The organism is Uliginosibacterium aquaticum (genome assembly GCF_012972705.2).
Classification (GTDB): domain Bacteria; phylum Pseudomonadota; class Gammaproteobacteria; order Burkholderiales; family Rhodocyclaceae; genus Uliginosibacterium; species Uliginosibacterium aquaticum.
This window is the reverse complement of sequence record NZ_JABCSC020000001.1, coordinates 1,483,207-1,506,220: the sequence shown is the minus strand read 5'-3', so window position 1 is coordinate 1,506,220 and position 23,014 is coordinate 1,483,207. Positions and strand designations below refer to the sequence as shown.

At 62.7% G+C, this 23,014-nt stretch carries 21 protein-coding genes; 15 read left to right on the top strand and 6 right to left on the bottom strand.

What is annotated here, in order from left to right; genetic code table 11:
* Window positions 1-70 precede the first annotated feature (70 nt).
* Entirely contained in the window at window positions 71-499 is a 429-nt protein-coding gene (locus HJ583_RS06665) for a TOBE domain-containing protein (RefSeq protein ID WP_170021157.1), read from the top strand.
* A 39-nt stretch (window positions 500-538) separates the two neighbouring features.
* Here HJ583_RS06665 and HJ583_RS06660 read toward each other — a convergent pair whose 3' ends face one another.
* The 3 genes from HJ583_RS06660 to HJ583_RS06650 form a co-directional block, all read right to left on the bottom strand.
* Window positions 539-949 (bottom strand): hypothetical protein, encoded by a 411-nt coding sequence (locus HJ583_RS06660; RefSeq protein WP_170021156.1) that lies wholly within the window; start codon window positions 947-949, stop codon window positions 539-541.
* Window positions 950-1,041: 92 nt separating this feature from the next.
* Window positions 1,042-1,887, bottom strand: a complete 846-nt coding sequence (gene modD, locus HJ583_RS06655; protein WP_170021155.1) for a ModD protein — start codon at window positions 1,885-1,887, stop codon at window positions 1,042-1,044.
* 4 nt (window positions 1,888-1,891) lie between these two features.
* Window positions 1,892-2,425, bottom strand: coding sequence for a nitrogen fixation protein NifQ (locus tag HJ583_RS06650; protein ID WP_170021154.1), 534 nt, complete (start codon window positions 2,423-2,425; stop codon window positions 1,892-1,894).
* Between the two features lie 353 nt (window positions 2,426-2,778).
* Here HJ583_RS06650 and nifE point away from each other — a divergent pair, with 353 nt between their 5' ends.
* From nifE to HJ583_RS06595, 11 genes are all read left to right on the top strand, one after another.
* Window positions 2,779-4,305, top strand: a complete 1,527-nt coding sequence (gene nifE, locus HJ583_RS06645) for a nitrogenase iron-molybdenum cofactor biosynthesis protein NifE (RefSeq protein WP_170021153.1) — start codon at window positions 2,779-2,781, stop codon at window positions 4,303-4,305.
* Complete coding sequence (gene nifN, locus HJ583_RS06640; protein WP_170021152.1) at window positions 4,302-5,708, top strand: nitrogenase iron-molybdenum cofactor biosynthesis protein NifN; 1,407 nt, start codon at window positions 4,302-4,304, stop codon at window positions 5,706-5,708. The genes nifE and nifN overlap by 4 nt, the downstream gene beginning before the upstream one ends.
* On the top strand, window positions 5,605-6,138 hold the full coding sequence (locus HJ583_RS06635) for a NifB/NifX family molybdenum-iron cluster-binding protein (RefSeq protein WP_170021151.1): 534 nt from the start codon (window positions 5,605-5,607) through the stop codon (window positions 6,136-6,138). Before nifN ends, HJ583_RS06635 begins: the two co-directional genes overlap by 104 nt.
* Window positions 6,135-6,563 carry a SoxR reducing system RseC family protein gene (locus tag HJ583_RS06630; RefSeq protein ID WP_170021150.1) on the top strand — a complete coding sequence of 143 codons (429 nt, stop codon included), beginning with the start codon at window positions 6,135-6,137 and terminating at the stop codon, window positions 6,561-6,563. The genes HJ583_RS06635 and HJ583_RS06630 overlap by 4 nt, the downstream gene beginning before the upstream one ends.
* Entirely contained in the window at window positions 6,560-7,012 is a 453-nt protein-coding gene (locus HJ583_RS06625) for a NifX-associated nitrogen fixation protein (RefSeq protein WP_101943036.1), read from the top strand. The genes HJ583_RS06630 and HJ583_RS06625 overlap by 4 nt, the downstream gene beginning before the upstream one ends.
* A gap of 10 nt (window positions 7,013-7,022) precedes the next feature.
* Window positions 7,023-7,253 (top strand): CCE_0567 family metalloprotein, encoded by a 231-nt coding sequence (locus HJ583_RS06620; RefSeq protein WP_101943037.1) that lies wholly within the window; start codon window positions 7,023-7,025, stop codon window positions 7,251-7,253.
* 38 nt (window positions 7,254-7,291) lie between these two features.
* Window positions 7,292-7,591, top strand: a complete 300-nt coding sequence (gene fdxB, locus HJ583_RS06615) for a ferredoxin III, nif-specific (RefSeq protein WP_101943039.1) — start codon at window positions 7,292-7,294, stop codon at window positions 7,589-7,591.
* Between the two features lie 97 nt (window positions 7,592-7,688).
* Window positions 7,689-8,126, top strand: a complete 438-nt coding sequence (locus tag HJ583_RS06610) for a hypothetical protein (protein ID WP_170021149.1) — start codon at window positions 7,689-7,691, stop codon at window positions 8,124-8,126.
* 159 nt (window positions 8,127-8,285) lie between these two features.
* Complete coding sequence (gene nifU, locus HJ583_RS06605; RefSeq protein WP_101943042.1) at window positions 8,286-9,179, top strand: Fe-S cluster assembly protein NifU; 894 nt, start codon at window positions 8,286-8,288, stop codon at window positions 9,177-9,179.
* 113 nt (window positions 9,180-9,292) lie between these two features.
* On the top strand, window positions 9,293-10,498 hold the full coding sequence (gene nifS / locus HJ583_RS06600; protein ID WP_170021148.1) for a cysteine desulfurase NifS: 1,206 nt from the start codon (window positions 9,293-9,295) through the stop codon (window positions 10,496-10,498).
* Window positions 10,499-10,931: 433 nt separating this feature from the next.
* Entirely contained in the window at window positions 10,932-11,756 is an 825-nt protein-coding gene (locus tag HJ583_RS06595; RefSeq protein WP_170021147.1) for a hypothetical protein, read from the top strand.
* Between the two features lie 393 nt (window positions 11,757-12,149).
* Here HJ583_RS06595 and HJ583_RS06590 read toward each other — a convergent pair whose 3' ends face one another.
* The 3 genes from HJ583_RS06590 to glgC form a co-directional block, all read right to left on the bottom strand.
* Entirely contained in the window at window positions 12,150-12,605 is a 456-nt protein-coding gene (locus HJ583_RS06590) for a GNAT family N-acetyltransferase (protein ID WP_170021146.1), read from the bottom strand.
* Window positions 12,606-13,051: 446 nt separating this feature from the next.
* On the bottom strand, window positions 13,052-14,509 hold the full coding sequence (gene glgA, locus HJ583_RS06585; protein WP_170021145.1) for a glycogen synthase GlgA: 1,458 nt from the start codon (window positions 14,507-14,509) through the stop codon (window positions 13,052-13,054).
* Window positions 14,506-15,774, bottom strand: a complete 1,269-nt coding sequence (glgC, locus tag HJ583_RS06580; RefSeq protein WP_101943047.1) for a glucose-1-phosphate adenylyltransferase — start codon at window positions 15,772-15,774, stop codon at window positions 14,506-14,508. The genes glgA and glgC overlap by 4 nt, the downstream gene beginning before the upstream one ends.
* A gap of 272 nt (window positions 15,775-16,046) precedes the next feature.
* Here glgC and HJ583_RS06575 point away from each other — a divergent pair, with 272 nt between their 5' ends.
* The 3 genes from HJ583_RS06575 to glgX all read left to right on the top strand — a co-directional run bounded on the left by HJ583_RS06575 (window position 16,047) and on the right by glgX (window position 22,895).
* Entirely contained in the window at window positions 16,047-18,476 is a 2,430-nt protein-coding gene (locus HJ583_RS06575) for a glycogen/starch/alpha-glucan phosphorylase (RefSeq protein ID WP_328824840.1), read from the top strand.
* Window positions 18,477-18,643: 167 nt separating this feature from the next.
* A complete protein-coding gene (gene glgB, locus HJ583_RS06570; RefSeq protein ID WP_170021144.1) occupies window positions 18,644-20,815 on the top strand; it encodes a 1,4-alpha-glucan branching protein GlgB in 2,172 nt (723 codons plus the stop codon).
* Between the two features lie 10 nt (window positions 20,816-20,825).
* On the top strand, window positions 20,826-22,895 hold the full coding sequence (gene glgX / locus HJ583_RS06565) for a glycogen debranching protein GlgX (RefSeq protein ID WP_170021143.1): 2,070 nt from the start codon (window positions 20,826-20,828) through the stop codon (window positions 22,893-22,895).
* Window positions 22,896-23,014 lie beyond the last annotated feature (119 nt).

The window sequence follows — 23,014 nt, the reverse complement described above, 5'->3', positions numbered from 1 at the left end:
TGAGCTGTCGCAGAGGCACCCGATACAGTCTGCCCATCCCTCCACGCAAGCTCTCAGGAAAGGCAAGAAGATGAAAATCAGCGCGCGCAACAGTTTTGAAGGCACGATCAGCGCCCTCAGCAGTGGGCCGGTGAGTGCCGAAGTTGAAATCAGTACGGCGGGCGGCGACAAGCTCGTCGCCACCATCACCCAGGGCAGCGTACAAACGCTGGGGCTGGCCGTTGGCAAGCCGGTAGTGGCCCTCGTCAAGGCATCGAACGTCATGGTCATGACCGATGGCAGCGGGGTGAAACTCTCGGCTCGCAACTGCCTCACCGGCACTGTGAAGAAGCTGGCACAGGGCCCGGTCAGCGCCGAAGTGATCATCGCCCTGCCCGGCGGCGCCGAGATCTTCGCCAGCATCACGCGTGATGCCACGACCGAGCTGGGCATCAAGGAAGGCGTAGCCGCCACGGCGGTGATCAAGGCCTCTTCGGTGATCATCGGCGTGAAAAACTGAACAGGCAGAATGAGCAGGCGCGCGCATGACCGCCTCCGCTCAGCGCGGCATGTCATCCGCGAAGGAGAAAAAGGCCTGTGACTGGCAAGCCTCGCCATGTGTGATGCGGCGATGGATGAGCCAGCGGCCATCCTTCATCTGCCAAGCCACCAGGTGCTCGCCGTAACTCGGTGCAAGGTAGTAGTTCTCGTCGTCATCCGAGCGAAGATCCGTCAGCACGAAGTAATGCTCGCAATAACAAGGCGACTCATCGCCCTCGCAGAGATAGCCCAGCACACGCTCGGAGAGGATTTCGTAGTCGCGGAAACGCTCGAAAGCGCGCGGCGCCAGCACGCTGCTCGCCCATTGCTTGGGCAATACGGCACGCCAATCCGGCTGCGCTTCACGGCGCTGGCAGCGCCCAGCTTGAGGCAGGCCACTGGCCTGCGCAGATAGATTCAGGGCATTCATGATTTTCTCTCCCTTCCGGATCGGCATCCGCATTCGTTATGTACGTTTGTATATAGCGAATTGCGTGCCAGAAACGGAAGCGGCGAAAAGCTTCAGCGCGCGGAGAAGGTGACCTTGACGTCTTTCGGGGCGGCGAAATACGGCGCGGAGCTGACGAGAAAAACCGCCCCAGCCCGGGCATAGGCCAGTGCGTTGCCAAGTGTTACGCCCCCCGCCGGGGCCAGCAGCACATGGCTGCCCTGAGCAACCAGAGCAGCTCGGCATTCGGCCAACGCATCCGGACTGAAGCGCTCCAGCTGCAAGATATCTGCACCACTTTGCGCCAACCACAGGGCCTCAGCCAGATCACCCGCCTCAGCCACCAGTTTTTTCTCCGGATGCTGCTGCCGCATCCGTGCAAACAGTTGCGGCAAGGTGACATTGTCGACAAAGACACGATGATCCGGAAAAACCAGCAAGGTTTCCGACAAACTCAGACGGTGCGCCACCGCGCCGCCCGCCCGCACTGCCTTGGAGGCGAGCGGGCGATTGCCGGGAAAATTCTTGCGTGTGCAGGCCAGCGGCAGATCAAAGCCGGCCGCATGCAGCAGGTCAAGGATTTCGGCGGCAGCCGAAGCCATGCCCGAGAGGTACTCAATCAGGGTCTGGGCAGTTTTCCAGGCCAGATGGAGGGCGGCGACCGGGCCTTCGGCCTGCAGGATCACGTCCCCTGCACTCAAGGCACTCCCCGAAGGCACGCACGCCAGCAGCTCGCCACCAGCCAGCTCGATCAGGCGGGCAGCCTCCTCGCTTCCGGCCAGGCGCATTGCAGTGCGCGCGCGAAAGTTCATGCCAGCAGCCTGCGCACCGATGCCCAGCGCGCGAGTCGTCAGGTCACCAAAGGGCGCGTCCTCCGCCAGCATGGCTTCCAGCACCCTATCCGGCACGCAGCGTTCCATGCGCTCAGACCTCCGGGCCAAAGCAGACGGGATGATCCACGCAGACCCCGCAACTTGGCGACTTGCAAATCGGCACGCCGGCACGCTCGCACAGTTGGCGATAGAAGAATTTCTTCCACTTCATGTCGCCCACATTGAGCGCTGCCAGCGAGGGGAAGCGCTGGCGCAGGAGGGCGTTGAGCTCACGCCGCGAAGGCAGGCCCATGTCCTGCCACAGGTGATTGTCGCGCTGGGCGGCCGTGGCAATCGCGGCGGCCAGCCAGATGCTCATCGGGTCCAGCGGCGCAGCGTAGTCCAGCAACAGCTCGAACAGCTCTTCGAACTCGTCAAAGCGCGCGGCCGGCTGATCCGCATTGTCCAGCTCGACACCGGGCAGGCAGGTCTCACGCAGCAGGGCGAAGGAAGCCGGTCCGATGCCGCGGATCAGCGGGCGCTCACCTGCGCGCTGCGATTCAGCCAGCACGCAGCGCAGTACCAGCACTTCGAGCGAGGGGCTCTGGTCGATCAGGCGGATCAGATCTGTAGCGACTGCGTTCATGGCGATGTCCTCCGCAAGACATGCAGCAAGGATTGCGCCAGCCATCCTGCAAGGCAGGGCGCCGGAAGAGGCTGCAGGCCTCCAGCGACTGCGCGAGCGGATGCGTTCGGCGCTCCACCCCCGCCCTCCCGGTACCAATCCCTACATTTTGTAAGCTTCACCACAGCCTGACACAGCGCACAAACCCCGCTAAATCAAGGCTTTCCGGCCAGGCACAGGCTTTGCGAAGCTAAGTCCGCCGGTCGTGGCCCATCCTCTTCCGGCCCTCTCCTCCGCCTCTTTACCTCAGGGTGGGAGAGGGGAGTTTGCAGCGCTGCGGCGCGAGTTGCATCCCTCATCACCGGACTGCCGCCATGAAAGCCTCCGACATTGCTGCGCTGAAAGACGAGCCGGCCTGCGCCCATAACAAGGCGGAGGAGAAATCCGGCTGCGCCCGCCCCAAGCCCGGCGCGACTGCCGGCGGCTGCGTGTTCGACGGCGCCCAGATCGCGCTGCTGCCGATTGCCGACGTCGCCCACATCGTGCACGGCCCGATCGGCTGCTCCGGCAACTCCTGGGACAACCGTGGCACCCGCTCTTCCGGCCCGACTCTGTACAGCATCGGCATGACCACCGATCTGACCGAGCAGGACGTGATCATGGGCCGCGGCGAGAAGCGCCTGTTCCACGCCATCAAGCAGGCCATCGACGAATATTCGCCGGCCGCCGTTTTCGTCTACACCACCTGCGTGACCGCCGTGATCGGCGATGACGTGGCCGCCGTGTGCAAGGCCGCCGAAGCGCGCTGGGGTGTCCCGGTGGTACCGGTGGATTCGGCCGGCTTCTATGGCAGCAAGAACCTCGGCAACCGCATCGCCGGTGAAACCATGCTCAAGCATGTAATCGGCACCCGCGAGCCGGAGCCAGCGCCCTACGTGCCGGGCATGCCCGATGTAAAAATCCATGATGTGAGCCTGATCGGCGAATACAACATCGCCGGCGAATTCTGGAACGTAGCTCCGCTCTTCGACGAACTGGGCCTGCGCATCCTCGGCACGCTCTCGGGCGATGCGCGCTACCACGAAGTGCAGACCCTGCACCGGGCCGAAGCCAGCATGGTGGTGTGTGCCAAGGCCCTGCTGAACGTGGCGCGTAAGCTGCAGGAGCGCTGGCAGGTGCCCTTCTTCGAGGGCAGCTTCTACGGCGTAGCCGACACCTCTCAAGCCCTGCGCGAATTCGCCCGCCTGCTGCGCGATGCGGACCTCACAGCCCGCACCGAAGCGCTGATCGTGCGCGAAGAAGCCTCGATCAACGCGGCCCTCCAACCCTGGCGCGAGCGCCTCGCCGGCAAGCGCGTATTGCTCTACACCGGCGGCGTGAAGTCCTGGTCCATCGTCTCGGCGCTGCAGGACCTGGGCATGACGGTAGTCGCCAGCGGCACCAAGAAATCCACCGAGGAAGACAAAGCCCGCATCAAGGACTTGATGGGCGAAGACGCGGTAATGATCGACGAAGGCAGCCCGAAGGCCTTGCTGAATGCCTACAAGGATTTGCGCGCCGACATCCTGATCGCCGGTGGCCGCAACCTCTACACCGCGCTGAAGGCCCGCATCCCCTTCCTTGACATCAATCAGGAGCGCGAATTCGGCTACGCCGGCTATCGCGGCATGCTGGAGCTGGCGAAACAGCTCGCGCTGACAATCGAAAGCCCTGTGTGGGCTGCCGTGCGCAAGCCCGCGCCGTGGGCCAGGAGCAAGGCAGCCGGCACGCCTCTAGGGCTGCGTAGCCCGGATGCAGCGCAGTGGAGTCCGGGAACACCGCTCACGCCCGAAACCCCGGATTCCGGCCTGCGACCTTCATCCGGGCTACACGAGCAAGATTCACTTGAGGTCGCACCATGAGCGAAATCATCAAACGCAGCAAGCCGCTGTCGGTCAATCCGCTCAAGGCCAGCTCCACGCTGGGCGCTTCGCTGGCTTTCCTGGGCCTGCGCCGGGCGATCCCGATGATGCACGGCTCGCAGGGCTGCACCGCCTTCGGCAAAGTGTTCTTCGTGCGCCACTTCCGCGAGCCGATCCCGCTGCAGACCACGGCCATGGATCACATCGCCACGGTGATGAACTCCGATGAAAACGTGATCGAAGGCCTGCGCACCCTGTGTGAGAAGAACAACCCGGATGTCATTGGTCTGCCGACAACAGGGCTTGCGGAGACTCAGGGCAGCGATGTGCAGCGTCTGGTACGCCAGTTCCGCCAGCTGTATCCGCAGTACGAGCACATCGCCATCGTTCCGGTGAATACCCCGGACTATGCCGGCAGCCTGGAGAGCGGTTTCGCCCAGGCCGTGGAGGCGATCATCGACGCACTGGTGCCCGTTTCGAGCAGTGTCGGACGGCGCCGGCGCCAGGTGAATGTACTGGCCGGCGCCGCCCTCACGCCGGGCGACATCGAAGTGATCCGCGACTGGGTCGAGGCCTTCGGCCTGCGCGCGGTGATCCTGCCGGATCTGGGCGACTCGCTCGACGGCCACCTGATCGAAGCCGAGACCACGCCATTAACGCTGGGCGGCACGCCGCGCGACGAGATCGCCAGCATGGGCGAATCCATCGCTACCCTGGTCATCGGCAGTTCCCTGAACAAGGCCGCCGACCTCCTGCGCAGCCGCAGCGGCGTGCCGGACTATCGTTTCGATCATCTGATGGGGCTGGATAGTTGCGATCTGTTCACCGAAGCCCTTGCCGAACTCTCAGGCCAGGCAGTGCCGCCGCGTTTTGAGCGCCAACGCGCGCAACTGCAGGATGCGATGGTCGACTCCCACTTCATGACGGGCTTTCTGCGGGTCGCCGTGGCCGCCGAGCCAGATCTGCTCGCTGGCCTGCACGCCTTGCTGGCCGGCGCGGGCGCCGAAGTCGTCGCGGCCGTATGCCCGGTGAATGCCGAGATCCTCAAGCGTCTGCCGCTGGCCCAAGTCCATCTGGGCGATCTGCAGGATCTGGAACGCGAAGCGCGCGCCCATCACGCCCAACTCGTGATCGGCAGTGCGCACGCGGTACAGAGCGCCCAGCGCCTCGCCCTGCCACTGCTGCGCGCCGGCTTTCCCGTGTATGACCGGCTGGGCGAATTCGCCCGCCCCTGGGTGGGCTACCGCGCCACGCGTCAGGCCCTCTTCGATATCGCCAATCTCGTCCTGGAGCACCACCATGACACTCCCGCCTATCGCTCCGTGTTCTGGTCTGGCGGACCCCGCGAGCGCGAAGTCTCCCTCCCCTCTTCGCAAGCTCACCCTGGCCTGGTCCGCCACTGACCCCGAGCCGGGCACGCTGCGCATCGCGTTCGCGAGCCGCGACCGCCTGCATGTCGACCAGCACTTCGGTGCTGCCGAGGGCTTTGTCCTCTACACGGTCGATGCCGAGCGTGCCCGGCTGGCGGGCGTCATGGAGTTCGCGGCCGAAGCCATGGATGGCAACGAAAACAAGCTGGCCGAGAAGATCGACGCGCTCTCCGGCTGCGCCGCCATGTACTGCCTCGCCGTGGGTGGCTCGGCGGTGCGCCAGTTGCTCGCCGCCGGCATCCAGCCGATGAAGCTCGACGAAGCCGTGCCCATCGATGGCCTGCTGCTGGCACTCTCGGAAGCCATTCGTGATGGCGGCGTGCCCTGGATTGCCAAGGCCTTGCGGCAGGATGGCGACGCCAGCCGCTTCGAACGCATGGCCGAGGAGGGATGGCAGGAATGATCCAGCGCCCCGCCCGCGTCATCGCGATTCATGCCGATCACATGCAGGTGGCTTTTGACCCGGCCTCGGCCTGTGGCAGCTGTGGCAGCAAGAAGGCCTGCCATGGAGGGAATCCAGAACACAGCCTGCAACTGCCTGTGCAAGCCGGATTCTCTGCTGGAGACGAAATTCTGCTTGGCATCGAAAGCCGCACGCTGACGCTCGCCGCCCTGCTTGCCTGGCTGATGCCGGCGCTCGCCCTGCTGCTCGGCGCAATGCTTGGCCAAGCCATGTTCGGCAGCGATCTGGCCGCCATTCTCGCCGCGCTCGGGGGGCTCGCCGGCGGCCTGCTGATCGCCCGCCAGCTTGCCCGACGCTACGCCGACGATCAGATGCAACCCTGCATCCAACCCTGTTTCCAGACCCCCACCGGGAGCACTTCATGAGCACCACCGACCCCATCTTTGAAACCGACTTCATGCGCGAAATGCTGCGCCAGGTCCGCGCGCTCGATAGCTATGGCGTGCATGACGGCAAGAGCGTCGAACAACTTCTCGCCCCCTTTGTACTGAGCAAGGAAGCCCGCAGCGCGATTCCCATCCTGGGCGATCCGGATCCGGTCACGCTCTCCCGCGTACGCGCCTTCTACAACGCGATTGCAGTACTGATCGAGAAGGAATGCGGGCAGATGGCGGTGCCGCTGGTGCACCTGTCGCACGAAGGTTTCGGCCGCGTGATCATCACGGTGGGCAAACTGCTGGTGCTGGACCGCGCCCTGCGCGACGCCCACCGCTTCGGCTTCGAGAGCTTCTCGAAGATGAAGACCGAGGCCGACAAGCAGCTCTCCGTGGCCCTCGAACTGGCCGGCCGCTTCCCCGAAGTCGCGGGATTCTGAGGAGCCGGTCATGGACGACACCGCGCTGCGCGAACTGGACAAGGAAGTACGCCGCCTCAAGCGCATCGCTTCTGAATGGGCCGGTCAGCTCCACGATCTGGTCGAAGATCGCCTGCCCGCCGCCTATGCCGAGATTCCCGGCATCTCAAACAGCACCTACGAAGCCTGCCAGGCCTGGGCAGACGCCAACGCGCGCCTGCTTGCGGCCCAACAGGACGCACGACCAACCGAGACACCCTGAATCAGCCATTTTCATACCACCAGCCTAGGAGTTTCACCATGGACCCCATCACCGGTATCACCCGCGGCGGCAAGCCCTGGACCCCCGAGTTCGCCACGGCGCTGAACGCCAAGACCTGTATCGGCTGCGGCCGCTGCTACAAGGTGTGCACCCGCGACGTGCTCGAATTGATCGACCGCAGCGAGGACGACATCTCTGAGGACGACGAAGACGATAGCGAAAGCATCTCCTCGATCATGTCGCTGGCCAATCCGGATGACTGCACCGGCTGCGGCGCCTGCTCACGCGTGTGTCCGAAAGCCTGCTTCACCAACACGCCGATGCCGCTGGCAGCCTGAGTGTGAGCACCGTAGCCCGGATGCAGCGCAGCAGAATCCGGGGAGTGTCGCACTCCCGGATTCCTGCCTGCAGTCCTCATCCGGGCTACGCCTAATCATGCCCCCCCTCAGCAATGCCAGCCCGGCCCCCTTCCTTATCCTCTACCACAGCCAGGCCACCAGCGCCCGCCTGCGCTTCCTGTGCCTGGCGGAGGGCGTTCTCGCCTTCGGCCCCCTGCCTCACCCGCTGACCCTACGTGACAACGCTCACACGCCCCACACGGTGCGCCCGATGCCGGCCGCCTGGAGTGCCGAGGCCTGCCGACGTCTGGAGCTACCGCACGACGCCCTCGAGGCCGATCACGACTTCCTCGAAGAAGTGCTGCACGAGGGCAGTGCATATCCGGTGCTGCTGGCACGTTTCACCAGCATTGATCCACCTTTTGCTCTGGCAGAAACCCTACACGCCCGTTTCATCAGCCTGCTCGAAGCGCGCAGGCGCCCCGCGCTGGAACGCGAACTGCTGCGACGGGCCTATACCCACATCCTCGGCTAGCCAGATCGCATAGCCACGCCAAGTTCGGCACTTCCGGCTGTTGCAAACCCGACAGCCAAAGCCGACAAAAACCACCTCAAAACACCCCGAAACCCGCATGGCACGGGTGTTGCAAAAGCATAGGCATGCCTCAATCGCACGACCAACGGAGATCAAGCCATGTGGGATTACACCGAGAAAGTCAAAGAACACTTCTTCAACCCGCGCAACGCCGGCCCGCTCGAAGGCGCGAACGCCAGCGGTGATGTCGGTTCGATCCAGTGCGGCGATGCCCTGCGCCTGATGCTCAAGGTGGAGCCGGAAACCGAAATCATCCTCGACGCCAGCTTCCAGACCTTCGGCTGCGGCTCCGCAATAGCCTCCAGCTCGGCGCTGACCGAAATCATCAAGGGCATGACGCTAGATGAGGCGCTCAAGGTCAGCAACCAGAACATCGCCGATTTTCTCGACGGCCTGCCGCCCGAGAAAATGCACTGCTCAGTGATGGGCCGCGAAGCCCTGCAAGCCGCGATTGCCAACTATCGCGGTGAAGAATGGGTCGATGACCATGAGGAAGGCGAGCTGATCTGCAAGTGCTACGCCATTGATTCCGCCCTCATTGAATCCGTGGTGCGCGAAAACAAGCTCACCACGCTTGAGCAGGTCACGCACTACACCAAGGCCGGGGGTGCCTGCGCCTCCTGTCACGAGAAGATCGAAGGCGTACTGGAAAAGATCCTGGCCAGCCAGTGTGAAGCACCCGCCATCAGCAAGCCCGCCGAAGAGGCCGTAGCACCGCTCGCCGCAGGCGAGAAGCCCAAGCTCACCAACATCCAGCGCATGCGCAAGATCGAAGAAATCATCGAATCCGTGCGCCCGATGCTGCAGCGCGACCACGGCGACATCGAGATCGTCGACATCGTCGGCAAGAACATCTACGTCAATCTCAAGGGCGCCTGCATGGGCTGCGCACTGGAAGCCGCCACGCTTGGTTCGATCCAGCAGAAGCTGTTTGAAGAACTAGGCGAATACGTGCGCCTCCTGCCTGCCTCGCAACTCGAAATGGCCCGCTGATCTGAATGTAGGTGCGACTTCAGTCGCACGACAACGGTCAAAAGGCCGACTGAAGTCAGCCCTACGATGCGCGCGTCGCCGCCCCGCCCTGCACCTCCAGAGAGGATCCAATCATGAACCCGATCTATTTCGACAACAACGCCACCACCGCCTGCGATCCCGCCGTGGTGGAAGCCATGCTGCCCTTCTTCACCGAGCAGTTCGGCAATGCCTCCTCGATTCACAGCTTCGGCAATCAGGTCGGCCTCGCGATCAAGGCCGCCCGCAGCCAGATCCAGCAGCTGCTGGGCGCCGAGCATGACAGCGAGATCATCTTCACTGCCGGCGGCACCGAGTCCGACAACACCGCCATCCTCTCCGCACTGAAAGCCCAACCCGAGCGTAACCAGATCATCACCACGGTGGTCGAACACCACGCCATCCTGACGCTGTGTGAGCAGCTCGAAAAGGATGGCTACGTGGTGCACAAGCTGCGCGTCGACAAACGCGGGCGCATCGACATGGACGAGTACAAGGCCCTGCTCTCGGATCGCGTCGCCATTGTTTCCGCCATGTGGGCCAACAACGAATCGGGCACCATCTTCCCGGTCGAGGAAATGGCCGAGTATGCAAATGCCATGGGTGTGCAATTCCACACCGATGCGGTGCAGGCCGTCGGCAAGATCCCGATTGATCTGAAACGCACGAAGATCGACATGCTCTCCGTCTCGGGTCACAAGCTGCATGCGCCCAAGGGCATCGGCGTGCTGTATCTGCGCCGTGGCACACGCTACCGCCCGCTGATGCGCGGCGGCCAGCAGGAGCGCGGCCGCCGCCCCGGCACCGAGAATGCCCCGGCGATCATCGGCCTGGGCAAGGCATCGGAACTGGCGCTGGCACATATCGACATCGAGAACAGCGATGTGCGCTACCTGCGCGACAAGCTTGAGCGCGGCATCCTCGCGCAGGTACCGAATGCCTTCCCCACTGGCGATCTTTCCTGCCGCCTGCCCAACACCAGCAGCATCGCCTTCGAGTACGTGGAAGGCGAAGCCATCCTGCTGCTGTTGAACAAACTGGGCATTGCCGCGTCTTCCGGCTCGGCCTGCACTTCGGGCTCGCTGGAGCCTTCGCATGTGATGCGCGCGATGGGCATTCCTTACACCGCTGCCCACGGCACGATCCGCTTCTCGCTCTCACGCTACAACACGCTGGAAGAAGTCGAGCGCGTCATCACCGCAGTGCCACCGATCATCGCCCAGCTGCGCCAGATTTCACCCTACTGGAATCCGGTCAAGAACTGCCCGGCCGACCAGGCTTTCGCGCCGGCTTACGCGTAATTCGCTGCCATGCAAAAGCCCCGCTGGCGATTGTCGGCGGGGCTTTTTTCATGCTTTCGGGATTTGTAGGGTGCGCATTGCGCACCGTTTCAAGCGTCGATCCATTGCCAAGAAAGGGCCCGCGTGCGCGATGCGCACCCTACTTGGCTGCCCGGCCGACCAGGCTTTCGCGCCGGCGTACGCCTGAGCAACGCATGAAGAAGCCCCGCCTGCATCACCGCAGGCGGGGCTTTTCATTTCATGCTGCAGTGGGTCGCTGGTAGAGCGGAGTGCCAACTCCGCCTCCTCGATCAACACATGCGGTGGAGTTTCACTCCACCCTTACTACTGCACCGTACGAGGTGGGTGTGGGTGCTATTACGGACGCCCAAACAGCTCGTCGCACGCAATCGGCCCACGCACAGCTTTGACCGACGATGAACCGGTGCGCACAATGAAGCCATCGAACGCCTGCCTATCTGTTCCTCAGCGCCCGAAGCTCGGTCACAGCCGCCATTCGAACCAGGAACAGCCTCAGTCATGTTCTTGTGCCGATAGTTTCGGCACGGCAGCGCCGATCAATTCCACTGTCGTGAAGGAACGAACACCCATGCAGCAGCACAAGAAAGGATTTGCGGCACGCTACCTGAACCCGGGCGAGCGCCTGAACGAACTGCTGTTTGCCCTGATCATGGCGCTGTCGATTACCTTGGGGGTTGGTCTGGCAAGCAGTCTGGACAGCAGCAGAAGCCAGATTATGTGGGCGATCCTGGGCTGTAATCTTGCCTGGGGCTTGATCGACGCTAGCAACCATGTGTTGTCGAAGCTTTTCAGCCGTAGCGCCAAGGCACGCCTTGTTCAGGCCCTGCGGACAAGTCATGGCGAGGGCGAGCAGATCGAGGCGGTAGGGAGCGTACTGAATGAGCATCTGTCCGCGGTCGCCACCGAAGACGAGAGGCGGGTGTTGTATCTGGAGATTTCGCGCCGGCTTCAGGGGGTGGGCCTGCCGCCAACCCGGGTGTTGGCTGAAGACATCTATGGTGGGCTGGCGATCGTATGGTTGATGGTGTTGGCGTCCGTGCCGGCGATTCTGCCGTTTCTGATCATCGGCGACCGCTTCCTGGCCGCCAGGGTTTCAAATGGCCTTGTCCTGCTCTCGATGTTTGCAGCTGGATACGGATTTGCTCTTTCAGCCCATACCAACCCATGGCGGCTGGGTTTTCTCTCTGCTGTGTTTGGGCTGACCATGGTGGTCATCGTGGTCCTGTTGGGTGGCTAACACGATGAGGTGAGCCCGGAAGAATCCCTTGGGTTCAAGCTTGGGTTCCATACAATCAAGGCTCAGCAGGGTGCAACCGCACGGAATCCGTGAGCCTGTCGTGGCGGCGAAGAAAAGCCCCTCCGACAATCGCCGACGGGGCTTTCCGTTTCGTACTTGCACTGGGTAGGGCGGAGAGCCAACTCCGCCATCCAGATCAATGCACGCCATCGCGCGTGGGGAAAAATCCGGTGCGGTTTGCACCGCACCCTTGTACAAAACCCGTTCGCGATTCAGAAAAAGTAGCCAGATGCAGTTCGTAGGGTGCGCATTGCGCACCATTGCCAAAAATTCTTCTCCGCGGCAAGTTCCGCGTGCACGGTGCGCACCCTACTTGGCTTGAAGAATCGGATCTCAACCATGTTCGAATTGCCTGCGATACTTCACAAAGCCCTTTTTGACAGCCCCTGCGAATCCTGTTTTCTCAAAGAAATGGTGCGCATCGGTGCGCTCCAACGAGCTGAGCAACATTATTTTTGAACAGTTTCCCTCAAGGCAATAGCGCTCAATCTCTCGCATAAGTGACGCTCCAACGCCAAATCCTCTGCAAGGGCCGGTAACAATGATGTTTTCGACGACTGCAAAGGGTTGGTTCTGGAACATTACATCCGAGCACAGAGAGACAAGGGCTGTACCTACCGCACTACCTTCAACCTCAGCTATCAAAAGCACTGTTCGAGGATCTTTAGATACTGTCGCCACCCGCTCTTGGGAAACAGAAACTTCTGGGTTATCAACCAGCTCTTTGTAAAGGGAGTGGATAGAAGGAGCGTCAGCCCCTTCTGCCCTTCTTATGACTACCTTGGTCATTACAGTTGCGATCTAACGAATTGACGTGAGGAGCGACCGGAGCCGCAGGCGGAGGGGACTTTTTGTTTCGTGCGCGCATTGAGGAAAATCCGGGGCGGCTGGCACCGCACACACCCTGCAAAGCCCGTGCGCGTTGAGGACACTCCCCCCGTTTGCGGACGGTCAAAAAACCACCGCGTACGGCGCACTCGGAATATTCCGGCACGACGCGTAGGGCGTCAATGAGCGAAGCGAATTGCGCCGAATGCGGCGAGAATCAATCCGGCACAATTCGCTTCGCTCATTGCTCCCTGCGGCGCCCTACGAATGCCAGCTTTCGGCGTATCTTCAAGACCGTCCGTTGTGATCACGGAAGGAACGTAAAGGCAGGGTGGGTTCGCAAAGCACCCCACCAAGAGCTTATCAATGTGCAACGGTGGGTTGTCGCGCAGCAAAGCCCCCCGCACTCAAGCTGCCGCCGCAACCAACCGGCGATAAAGCTCCAGATAGCTGCGCGCCGCCACATCCCAGGAAAATTCCTGACGCATCGCGCGACGCATCGCTTGCTGCCACTGTTCCGGCTGGTGGTAGAGATCAAGGACGCGCTGCATGGCCAGCCCGAGACCGTGCGGGCTGGCCTCGCCGAAGCTGAAACCGGTGGCCTGATCTGCCTTGAGCGCACGCTCGCTGGCATCCACAACGGTATCGGCCAGCCCTCCCACATGGTGCACCAGCGGCAGACAGCCATAGCGCAAGGCATACAGCTGGGTCAGGCCACAGGGCTCGAAGCGCGAGGGCATGAACAGGCTATCGGCACCACTGATCACGCGGTGCGCCAGGGCTTCGTCATACACCGTACGCACGGCTACCTGCTGAGGATGGCTGCGGGCGGCCTCGAGGAAGGCGGCTTCCAGCGCCCGGTCGCCACTGCCCTGCACCACCAGTTGCGCCCCCGCTGCGAGCAGGCCTGGCAACACGGCCAGTACCAGGTCTAGCCCCTTCTGCGCGGTGAGGCGGCTCACCACACCGAAGAGCGGCGCATCCGGCGCCGGCGCCAGGCCCATTTCGGCTTGCAGGCCGGCCTTGCACAACGCTTTGCCCGCGAGCTGCTCGGCACTGTAAGGCGCCACGATGCCGACGTCCTTCTCCGGGTTCCAGACCGCGTAGTCGACTCCGTTGAGCACCCCGAAGACGTTGCCGGCTCGGCTCTGGATCACCCCTTCGAGACCGCAGCCAAACTCCGGTGTGGCGATCTCACGGGCATAGCTGCCACTCACCGTGGTGACGGCATCGGCAAACTTGAGGCCGGCCTTCATGAAGGAGAGCTGGCCGTGATACTCCAGCGCACTGGGCACGGCGAAACGGCTGGGCAAGCCCAGCAGATGAAAATCCGCCAGCGAAAACAGGCCCTGGTAAGCCAGATTGTGCACGGTGAATACGGTTGCAGCCTGGGTCGGCAGATGCTGCACGATGTAGGCACAGGCCATCGCGGCATGCCAGTCATGCGCATGCACCACATCCGGCAGCCAGTCTGCATCCAGCTCGCCGGCCGCCAGTTGCGCCGCTACCCAGCCCAGCAGTGCGAAACGTTGCAGGTTGTCCGGCCATTCAAGGCCGGCACTGTTCTGATAAGGGCCGCCATCGCGGCGATAGAAATACGGCGCATCCACCACATACACCGGCACCCTGCTGAAGGGCATCAGCCCGCGCAGCAGGCGCACCCGCGCTGCTCCAAACACGGCGCCGATCTCGCACACGGTCTCGGGGGCGAGCACGGCATCAATGATCTGCGGCAGGCCCGGCAGCAGCAGGCGTACATCCGCGCCCTGGCCAATCAGGGCCTGGGGCAAGGCGCCGAGCACATCGGCGAGCCCGCCGGTTTTCACCAGCGGGAAGATTTCAGCAGCTACATGCAGCACCCTCATGACTGCAGGGCCGCCAGCATGTCGCGCGTCACCAGAGTCACCCCACCTTCGGTGCGATAGAAGCGTTTGGCATCCAGCTCAGGATCCTCGCCAATCACCATGCCATCAGGAATCACGCAGTCGCGGTCCACCACGGTTTTGTTCAGGCGCACATGGCGCCCGACCTGTACCCCGGGCAGCAATACCGACCAGCGCACATGGGCATGCGAGTGCACCCGCACGTTGTTGAAGAGCATGGTGCGCACGACTTCACCGGAAATGATGCAACCGCCGGACACGACCGATTCGATGGCCGCTCCGCGCCGACCCGGCTCGTTATGCACGAACTTGGCAGGCGGCAGCTGGGCCTGATAGCTCCAGATCGGCCAGCGGGTGTCGTACAGATTCAGTTGCGGCTCGGTGGCAGTGAGATCGATGTTGGCATCCCAATACGCATCAATGGTGCCCACGTCGCGCCAATATGGTGCTTCGCCGGAACGATTGCGCACACAACTGAGTGCAAACGGATGGGCCGCAGCCTGGGCATTGCGCACCGCACGCGGGATGATGTCCTTGCCGAAATCATGGCTGGAAGTGGGATCGGCCAGATCGCGCTCCAACTCCTTGTAGAGATAGCGCGCGTTAAACACATAGATGCCCATGCTGGCCAGCGACATCTCCGGGTTGCCCGGCATCGCCGGCGGATCGGCCGGTTTCTCGACGAACTCGATGATGTTGTCGCTTTCATCGACCGCCATCACTCCGAAATCACAGGCTTCCTTGCGCGGCACAGCGATGCAGCCCACCGTGCATTCGCGGCCTTTCGCTACGTGATCGGCGATCATCAGCGCGTAGTTCTGCTTGTAGATATGGTCGCCCGCGAGCACCAGGATATAGTCGGCGCGGTAAGCCGCAATGATGTCCTGGTTCTGGTACACCGCGTCGGCCGTACCCTGATACCAGCGCTCATCTTCAGTGCGCTGCTGAGCCGGCAGGAGATCAATGAACTCGTTCATCTCCGGCTTGAGAAAAGCCCAGCCCCGCTGCAGGTGGCGCAAGAGGCTGTGGGACTTGTACTGGGTGATCACACCGATACGGCGGATACCGGAATTGAGGCAGTTGGAGAGCGCGAAATCCACGATGCGAAATTTGCCACCGAAATACACCGCAGGCTTGGCGCGGCGGTCAGTCAGGTTCTTCAGGCGACTGCCGCGCCCACCCGCAAGAACCAGCGCTACGGTACGTTTCGGCAGATCCAGGCTCTGCGCCAGATCGGGGGAGACCATGTATTCATCCTCATCCAGTTATTCGGAAAAACAGGCTGAAACCACCACCACTTGCAATACCTAAACCCAAACCGCGCTATAAATGCCACTGACGGAAGCGCTACGAGCGCTACGCAATGCAACAAGGCCCGCTACTTGCGTGGTGATGAGTCTATTGCGCTCGATGCACCGAAACAAGGCAGACATACGAGGACGTGGCACGAATCATTCCAGCCTGTCTGCCGCGCAAGACAATAAACCCGACCCCAGCCAGATCGATACAAGGAGATGCCGTGAATTCACCGACCCCAGACTCCATTCCGGCCCTGAACGCGGCCATCGATGAACAGCTTCTGCGCACCGTGGGCGTAGCCCGCCAGGACGCCACCAGCACCGATCTGATGAAGGCCCTGTCGCAAGTGGCTCGCGAAGAGCTCTCGCTGCGCTGGGTTGAAACCCAGGCAGCGGACCGCGGCGGCAAGGCGCGCCGCGTGTACTACCTGTCGATGGAGTTTCTGATCGGTCGTACGCTCTCCAACGCGCTCGGCGCGCTGCGCCTGAGCAATGCCGGCGCCCAGGGCATGCTGGACCACGCCCATACCCTTGAAGAAATCGCCGATCAGGAGCCGGATGCGGCGCTGGGCAATGGCGGCCTGGGGCGTCTCGCCGCCTGTTTTCTCGACTCGATGGCCAACCTGGGCCTGCCTTCCTTCGGCTATGGCATCCGTTACGAATACGGCATGTTCAAGCAGAAGATCGTCGGCGGTGCGCAGACCGAGTTGCCCGATCCCTGGCTGGCCGATGGCACACCCTGGGAATTTCCGCGTGCCGACATCAGCTTCCCGGTGCGCTTCGGTGGCTGGGTTGAGCACATCGGCGATCGCGCGGTATGGCGCCACGCCGGCGAGGTGGTGGCGAAGGCTTATGACATGGTGATTCCCGGTTACGGCACCCGCAAAGTCAGCACCCTCCGATTGTGGAAAGCCGTTGCCCCGGCCGACCTCGATCTTCAGGCCTTCAACACCGGCGACTATGGCCGCGCCGCCCAGGTGAAGAACGAGTACGAGAACATTTCCTGGGTGCTGTATCCGAACGACAGCACGCCGGCTGGCCGCGAACTGCGCCTGCGCCAGGAGTACTTCTTCGTTGCCGCTTCGGTACGCGACATCCTGCTGCGCCACATGATGGAACATGGCACGCTCGATAACCTGCATGAGCAGGTTGCCATGCATCTGAATGACACCCACCCGGCCATCGCGGTCGCCGAGCTGATGCATGTGCTCTGTGACGAGCACAGCATGCCCTGGGCCAAGGCCTGGAGCATCTGCCAGAAGACCTTCTCCTACACCAACCACACCTTGATGCCGGAAGCACTGGAAACCTGGCCGGTGGCCCTGATGCAGCATGTGCTGCCACGCCATCTGGAAATCATCTTCCGCATTAATGCCGAATTCCTCGCTGAAGCCGCCAAGCATCGGCCGGGAGACAACGGTTTCCTCGCCCGCCTGTCTCTGATCGACGAAACCGGCGAACGCCGCGTACGCATGGCCAACCTGTCGGTGGTAGGCAGCCACATGATCAATGGGGTGTCGGCCCTGCACTCGGATCTGCTGGTCAAAACCCTGTTCGCAGACTTCGCCAGCCTGTGGCCGGAGCGCTTCACCAACATGACCAACGGCATCACGCCCCGGCGCTGGCTCTCTCAGGCCAATCCAGGGCTCGCCGCCCTGATTGACAAGAACATCGGGCCCGACTGGCGCAACCATCTGGACCAGCTCAAGCAGCTCGAAGCCCTCAAAGACGATGCCGCGTTCCGTGCCGATTTCATGGCCGTCAAGCGCCAGAACAAGGCCCGCCTCGCCGCCCTGATCGCCCGCAGCACCGGCATCAAGGTCAATCCGGACAGCCTCTTCGATGTGCAGATCAAGCGTATCCACGAGTACAAGCGCCAGTTGCTCAACGTACTGCACGTAATCTGGCGCTACCAGGCCATCCTCGCCAACCCGGCGGCAGACTGGACACCGCGCGTCACGATCTTCGCCGGCAAGGCTGCCTCCAGCTACACCGCCGCCAAATCGATCATTCATCTGATCCACGATGTGGGCAACGTCATCAACAACGACCCGCGCATCGGCGATAAGTTGAAACTCGTGTTCATCCCCAACTACGGCGTATCGGTTGCCGAGGTGATCATGCCCGGCGCCGATCTCTCCGAGCAGATCTCCACCGCCGGCACCGAAGCCTCGGGCACCGGCAACATGAAGCTCGCTCTGAATGGCGCGCTGACCATCGGCACGGATGATGGCGCCAACATCGAAATCCGCGAAAACGTGGGCGACGACAACATCTTCATCTTCGGCCTGCGCACCCCCGAGGTACTGGCCATGAAGCAAGGCGGCTATCAGCCGATGCGCATCTACGAGAGCAGCCCGGGCCTCAAGGCGGTGCTCGATGCGATTGCCGGTGGCCAGTTCTCGCCCAACGAACCGGGCCGCTATCGCGGGCTGGTCGATGCGCTGCTTTGGGGGGGAGACCACTACATGTTGCTGGCGGACTACCAGTCCTACATCGACACCCAGGCCAGAGTGGATGCGCTCTACGCGAAGCCGGACGAGTGGGCCAGCAAGGCCATCATCAACATGGCCAACATGGGCACATTCTCGTCAGACCGCACCATCGCCCAGTACGCGAAGGAGATCTGGAATATCCCGGTAGCGCCCTGAACAGCAAGAACGAGCCCTGCAGGTGCGCCCGCAGGTGCGGCTTCAGCCGCACTTAGCGCCTGGCAGGCCGGCTGAAGCCGGCCCTACACCTGCATGGCCTGCAACATACAGGTTGCACCTGCCGAGCTGCCCCCACCCTGCAACAGGAATTGGATTACTCTGGCCGTATGCTGAACGAATCCGACATCCAGGCTTTCTGCGAGGCTCGCCACGGCGATCCGTTTTCCATCATGGGCCTGCATGCCACTGCGGACGACGGCTTCTGGCTGCGCTGCTTTGTGCCCGGCGCCGCCAGCGTCGACGTAGTGGACCGGGCCCGCAAACGCCGCGGCACGCTCAGCCAGCGCCACCCGGCCGGGTTCTTCGAAGGCCTGATCGACACAAAAAAGGCTTTTCATTACCGCCTGCGCGTCACTTGGCAGGATGGCAGCGTCCTTACCCTCGAAGACCCCTATCGCTTTCCGCCGGTGCTCGGCGAGCAGGACGTGTGGTGGCTCGGCGAAGGCACCCATCTGCGTCCCTATGAAATCCTCGGTGCACGCCATCGCGAGATGGATGGCATGGCCGGCACCAGCTTCGCGGTATGGGCACCGAATGCCTCGCGCGTCGCCGTGCTCGGGGACTTCAACGACTGGGACAATCGCCGTCACCCGATGCGCCTGCGGCGCGAATGCGGCGTGTGGGAAATCTTCCTGCCGGATGTGCCAGAAGGTGCCTGCTACAAGTACGAAGTGCGCGCCAGCAACGGCCACACCCTGCCGCTGAAGGCCGACCCCTACGCGCTGCAATGCGAGCTGCGCCCCTCCACCGCCAGCGTGGTCAGCCATCTGCCGCCAGCTGTTGCCCCCTCCCCTGAGCGCCAGCGTGCCAACGCGCTGGATCAGCCAGTGAGCATCTACGAAGTCCATCTGGCTTCATGGCGGAAGAAAAACGACGGACAGGACTGGCTCAACTGGGATGAACTCGCCGAGCAACTGCTGCCCTACGCCCAATGGATGGGCTTCACCCATCTGGAGCTGATGCCGATCAGCGAGCACCCCTTCGATGGCTCCTGGGGTTATCAGAGCATCGGCCTGTATTCGCCCACTGCGCGCTTTGGGGATACCGCCGGCTTCACCCGTTTTGTCGAACGCGCTCATGCCGCAGGCATCGGCGTGCTGCTCGACTGGGTGCCGGCACACTTCCCGACCGATGCGCACGGGCTGGCGAACTTCGACGGCACACATCTGTATGAGTACGCTGATCCGCGCGAAGGCTTCCATCAGGACTGGAACACCCTGATCTACAACTTTGGCCGCACCGAGGTGCGCAACTTCCTAATCGCCAATGCCTTGTACTGGCTGGAGCGCTACAACGTCGACGGCCTGCGCGTGGACGCCGTGGCCTCCATGCTCTACCGCGACTACTCGCGCAAGGAAGGCGAGTGGATTCCGAATGCGCAGGGCGGGCGTGAAAACCTCGAAGCCATTGATTTCCTCAAGCGCATGAACGAGATCGTCGGCGCAGAGCGCCCACAGGCCATCACGCTGGCCGAGGAATCCACCTCCTACCCGGCCGTTTCGCGCCCAACTTTCGCAGGCGGACTGGGCTTTCACTACAAGTGGAACATGGGCTGGATGCACGACACCCTGCAGTACATGGCGCGCGACCCGATCCACCGCAAGCATCATCACAACGAGATGAGCTTCGGGCTGGTGTATGCCTTCAGCGAAAACTTCGTGCTGCCGCTCTCGCACGACGAAGTGGTGCATGGCAAGGGCTCGCTGCTCGGCAAGATGCCGGGCGACCGCTGGCAGAAATTCGCCAATTTGCGCGCCTACTACGGCTTCATGTGGGCTCACCCGGGCAAGAAACTGCTCTTCATGGGTGGCGAGTTCGCGCAGGAGCGCGAGTGGAATCACGACCAGAGTCTGGACTGGCACCTCACCGATGACGCCCTGCACGCCGGTGTTCAGCATCTGGTGCGGGATCTGAACCACGTCTATCGCGATTGCCCTGCCCTGCACCAGCGCGATGTGGAAGGCGGAGGCTTCGAATGGATCGCCCACAGCGATGCCGAGCATTCAATCTACAGCTTCGTCCGCTACGGCCACGGCGAGACACCGCCGGTGGTGGTGATCTGCAACTTCACGCCTACCGTGCATCACGCCTGGCGCCTGGGCGTGCCACGTGAGGGCCATTACATCGAACGCCTCAACACCGATTCCGGATTCTATGGCGGCAGCAATGTCGGCACGCCCTCAGCACGCACCCAGGGGCTCGCCTGGCAAGACAAACCGGACTCGATCCAGATCGACCTGCCGCCACTGGCGACCGTGATTTTCGAGTGGCAAACCTGAGAGAGACCTGATGGAACTGCACACCCTGCTCCCCGGCAAGCCCTGGCCGCTCGGCGCCCATGCTGACTCAGGCGGGGTGAATTTCGCGGTCTTCTCGGCCAACGCCACGGCCGTCTTCCTGTGCCTGTTCGACTCCGACGGCCAGACCGAGCTGGCGCGCCTGCCGCTACTCGGCCACACCCTGGACGTGTGGCATGGTTATTTGCCCGAAGCGCTGCCAGGCCTGATCTATGGCCTGCGCTGCGAAGGCCCGTGGGCCCCGCAGGAAGGGCATTACTTCAATCCGGAAAAGCTCCTGCTCGACCCCTACGCGCGCGAGATCGTTGGCCAGTTCAACTGGAACGACGCCCACTTCTGCGCGATCCCTGAGAGTCACGAACAGCCCTGCCCCGAAGACAACGGCCGCTACGCCCTCAAGGCACGCGTGCCCGCCCCGGATGGCTTTGACTGGGGCGACGACGCCCCGCCCGAGATCAGCCCTGCCGACACGGTGATCTACGAACTGCACGTGAAGGGCTTCTCGAAATCAAATCCGGCCATTCCGGAGGGCTTGCGTGGCACCTACGCCGGCCTCGCCCACCCCGCCTCCCTCGCTCATCTGAAACGACTGGGCGTCACCGCCCTGAGCATCCTGCCGGTGCATTACCACCTTGACGAGTTACGCCTCACGCAGATGGGCCTCGTTAATTACTGGGGCTACAACAGCATCAATTTCTTCACGCCGGACCCACGCTACGCCAGCGGCGCGGATGGCCTTTCGGTACGCGACGAGTTCCGCAGCATGGTCCGTGCGCTACATGCGGCAGGCATCAAGGTATTGCTCGACGTGGTCTACAACCACACCGCAGAAGGCGACGCCACCGGCCCCTCCATCAGCTTCCGCGGGCTGGACAACGCCAGCTATTACCGCCTGGACGCCAACAACAAGCGCATCTTCATCAACGACACCGGCTGCGGCAACACACTGGATATCCGTCAGCCCAATGTCTTGCGACTGGTGCTGGATAGCCTGCGCTACTGGGTCAGCGAAATGCATGTCGATGGTTTCCGCTTTGACCTGGCGCCCATCCTCGGACGGGACGACAGCGGCTTCAACCCGCGTGCGGCCTTCTTCGCAGCCGTGGCGCAAGATCCGGTGCTCTCGCGCGTGACGATGATCGCCGAGCCCTGGGATATCGGCCCTGGCGGCTACCAGCTGGGCGGTTTCCCGCGCGGCTGGCAGGAGTGGAACGACCGCTTCCGCGACACCCTGCGTGCCTTCTGGCTGGGTCACCCGTGCACGCGCGGCGATTTCGCGATGCGCCTGTGCGGCTCCTCTGATCTGTTCCAGGCCAACCGGCGCGAGCCACTGGCCTCAGTCAATTACATCGTCTCGCACGATGGCTACACCTTGCGTGATCTGGTGAGCTATGTCGCCCGCCGCAACCAGGCCAACGGTGAAGACAATCGCGACGGTCACAATCACAACCTCTCCAGTAACTGCGGCGAAGAAGGGCCCAGCACCGACCCGGTTGTACTCGCCTTGCGCACCCGTATGCAGCGCGTGTTGCTGGCCAGTGCCCTGTTCTCACAGGGCACACCGATGCTGTCTGCCGGTGATGAGTTGGGGCATTCGCAGGGCGGCAACAACAACCCCTATTGTCAGGACAATCCGGGCACCTGGATTGCCTGGGCCAAAGCTGATCAGGATCTGATTGCCTTCACTGCCAGGCTGCTGTCACTGCGCCGCCAGGCCATGCTTTTCGCCACGCACTGGTACCGGCGCGGGCCAAGCGACCTCGTGTGGCTACGCAAGGATGGTGAAGCTCTGCACAGCCACGAATGGCGCGATGCTGGCGCCCGCACGCTGGGCTGCCTGATCAATCACCCCGGCCGCGCCAGCGTACCCCTGCTGTTGCTCGTGAATGCCGAACCCACCGACTGCCACTTCGCCCTGCCTGCCGGTGAATGGCGCTGCTGGTTCGACACCACGGCCAGCACCGGCGAACGCGACTGGCACGGGTCCAGCACCACGCCCTTCGCCCTCGGCGCGCACAGCATGGTGCTGCTCGCGGCGGGAGCAGCGAAACTGAATCTGTAGGGCCGACTTCAGTCGGCGTCCTCGCTTGGCATGCGGCTGAAGCCGCACCTACACAAAACGCGACCAGAGGCCGCAGCTTGCAACACCCGTAGCCCGGATGCAGCGCAGCGGAATCCGGG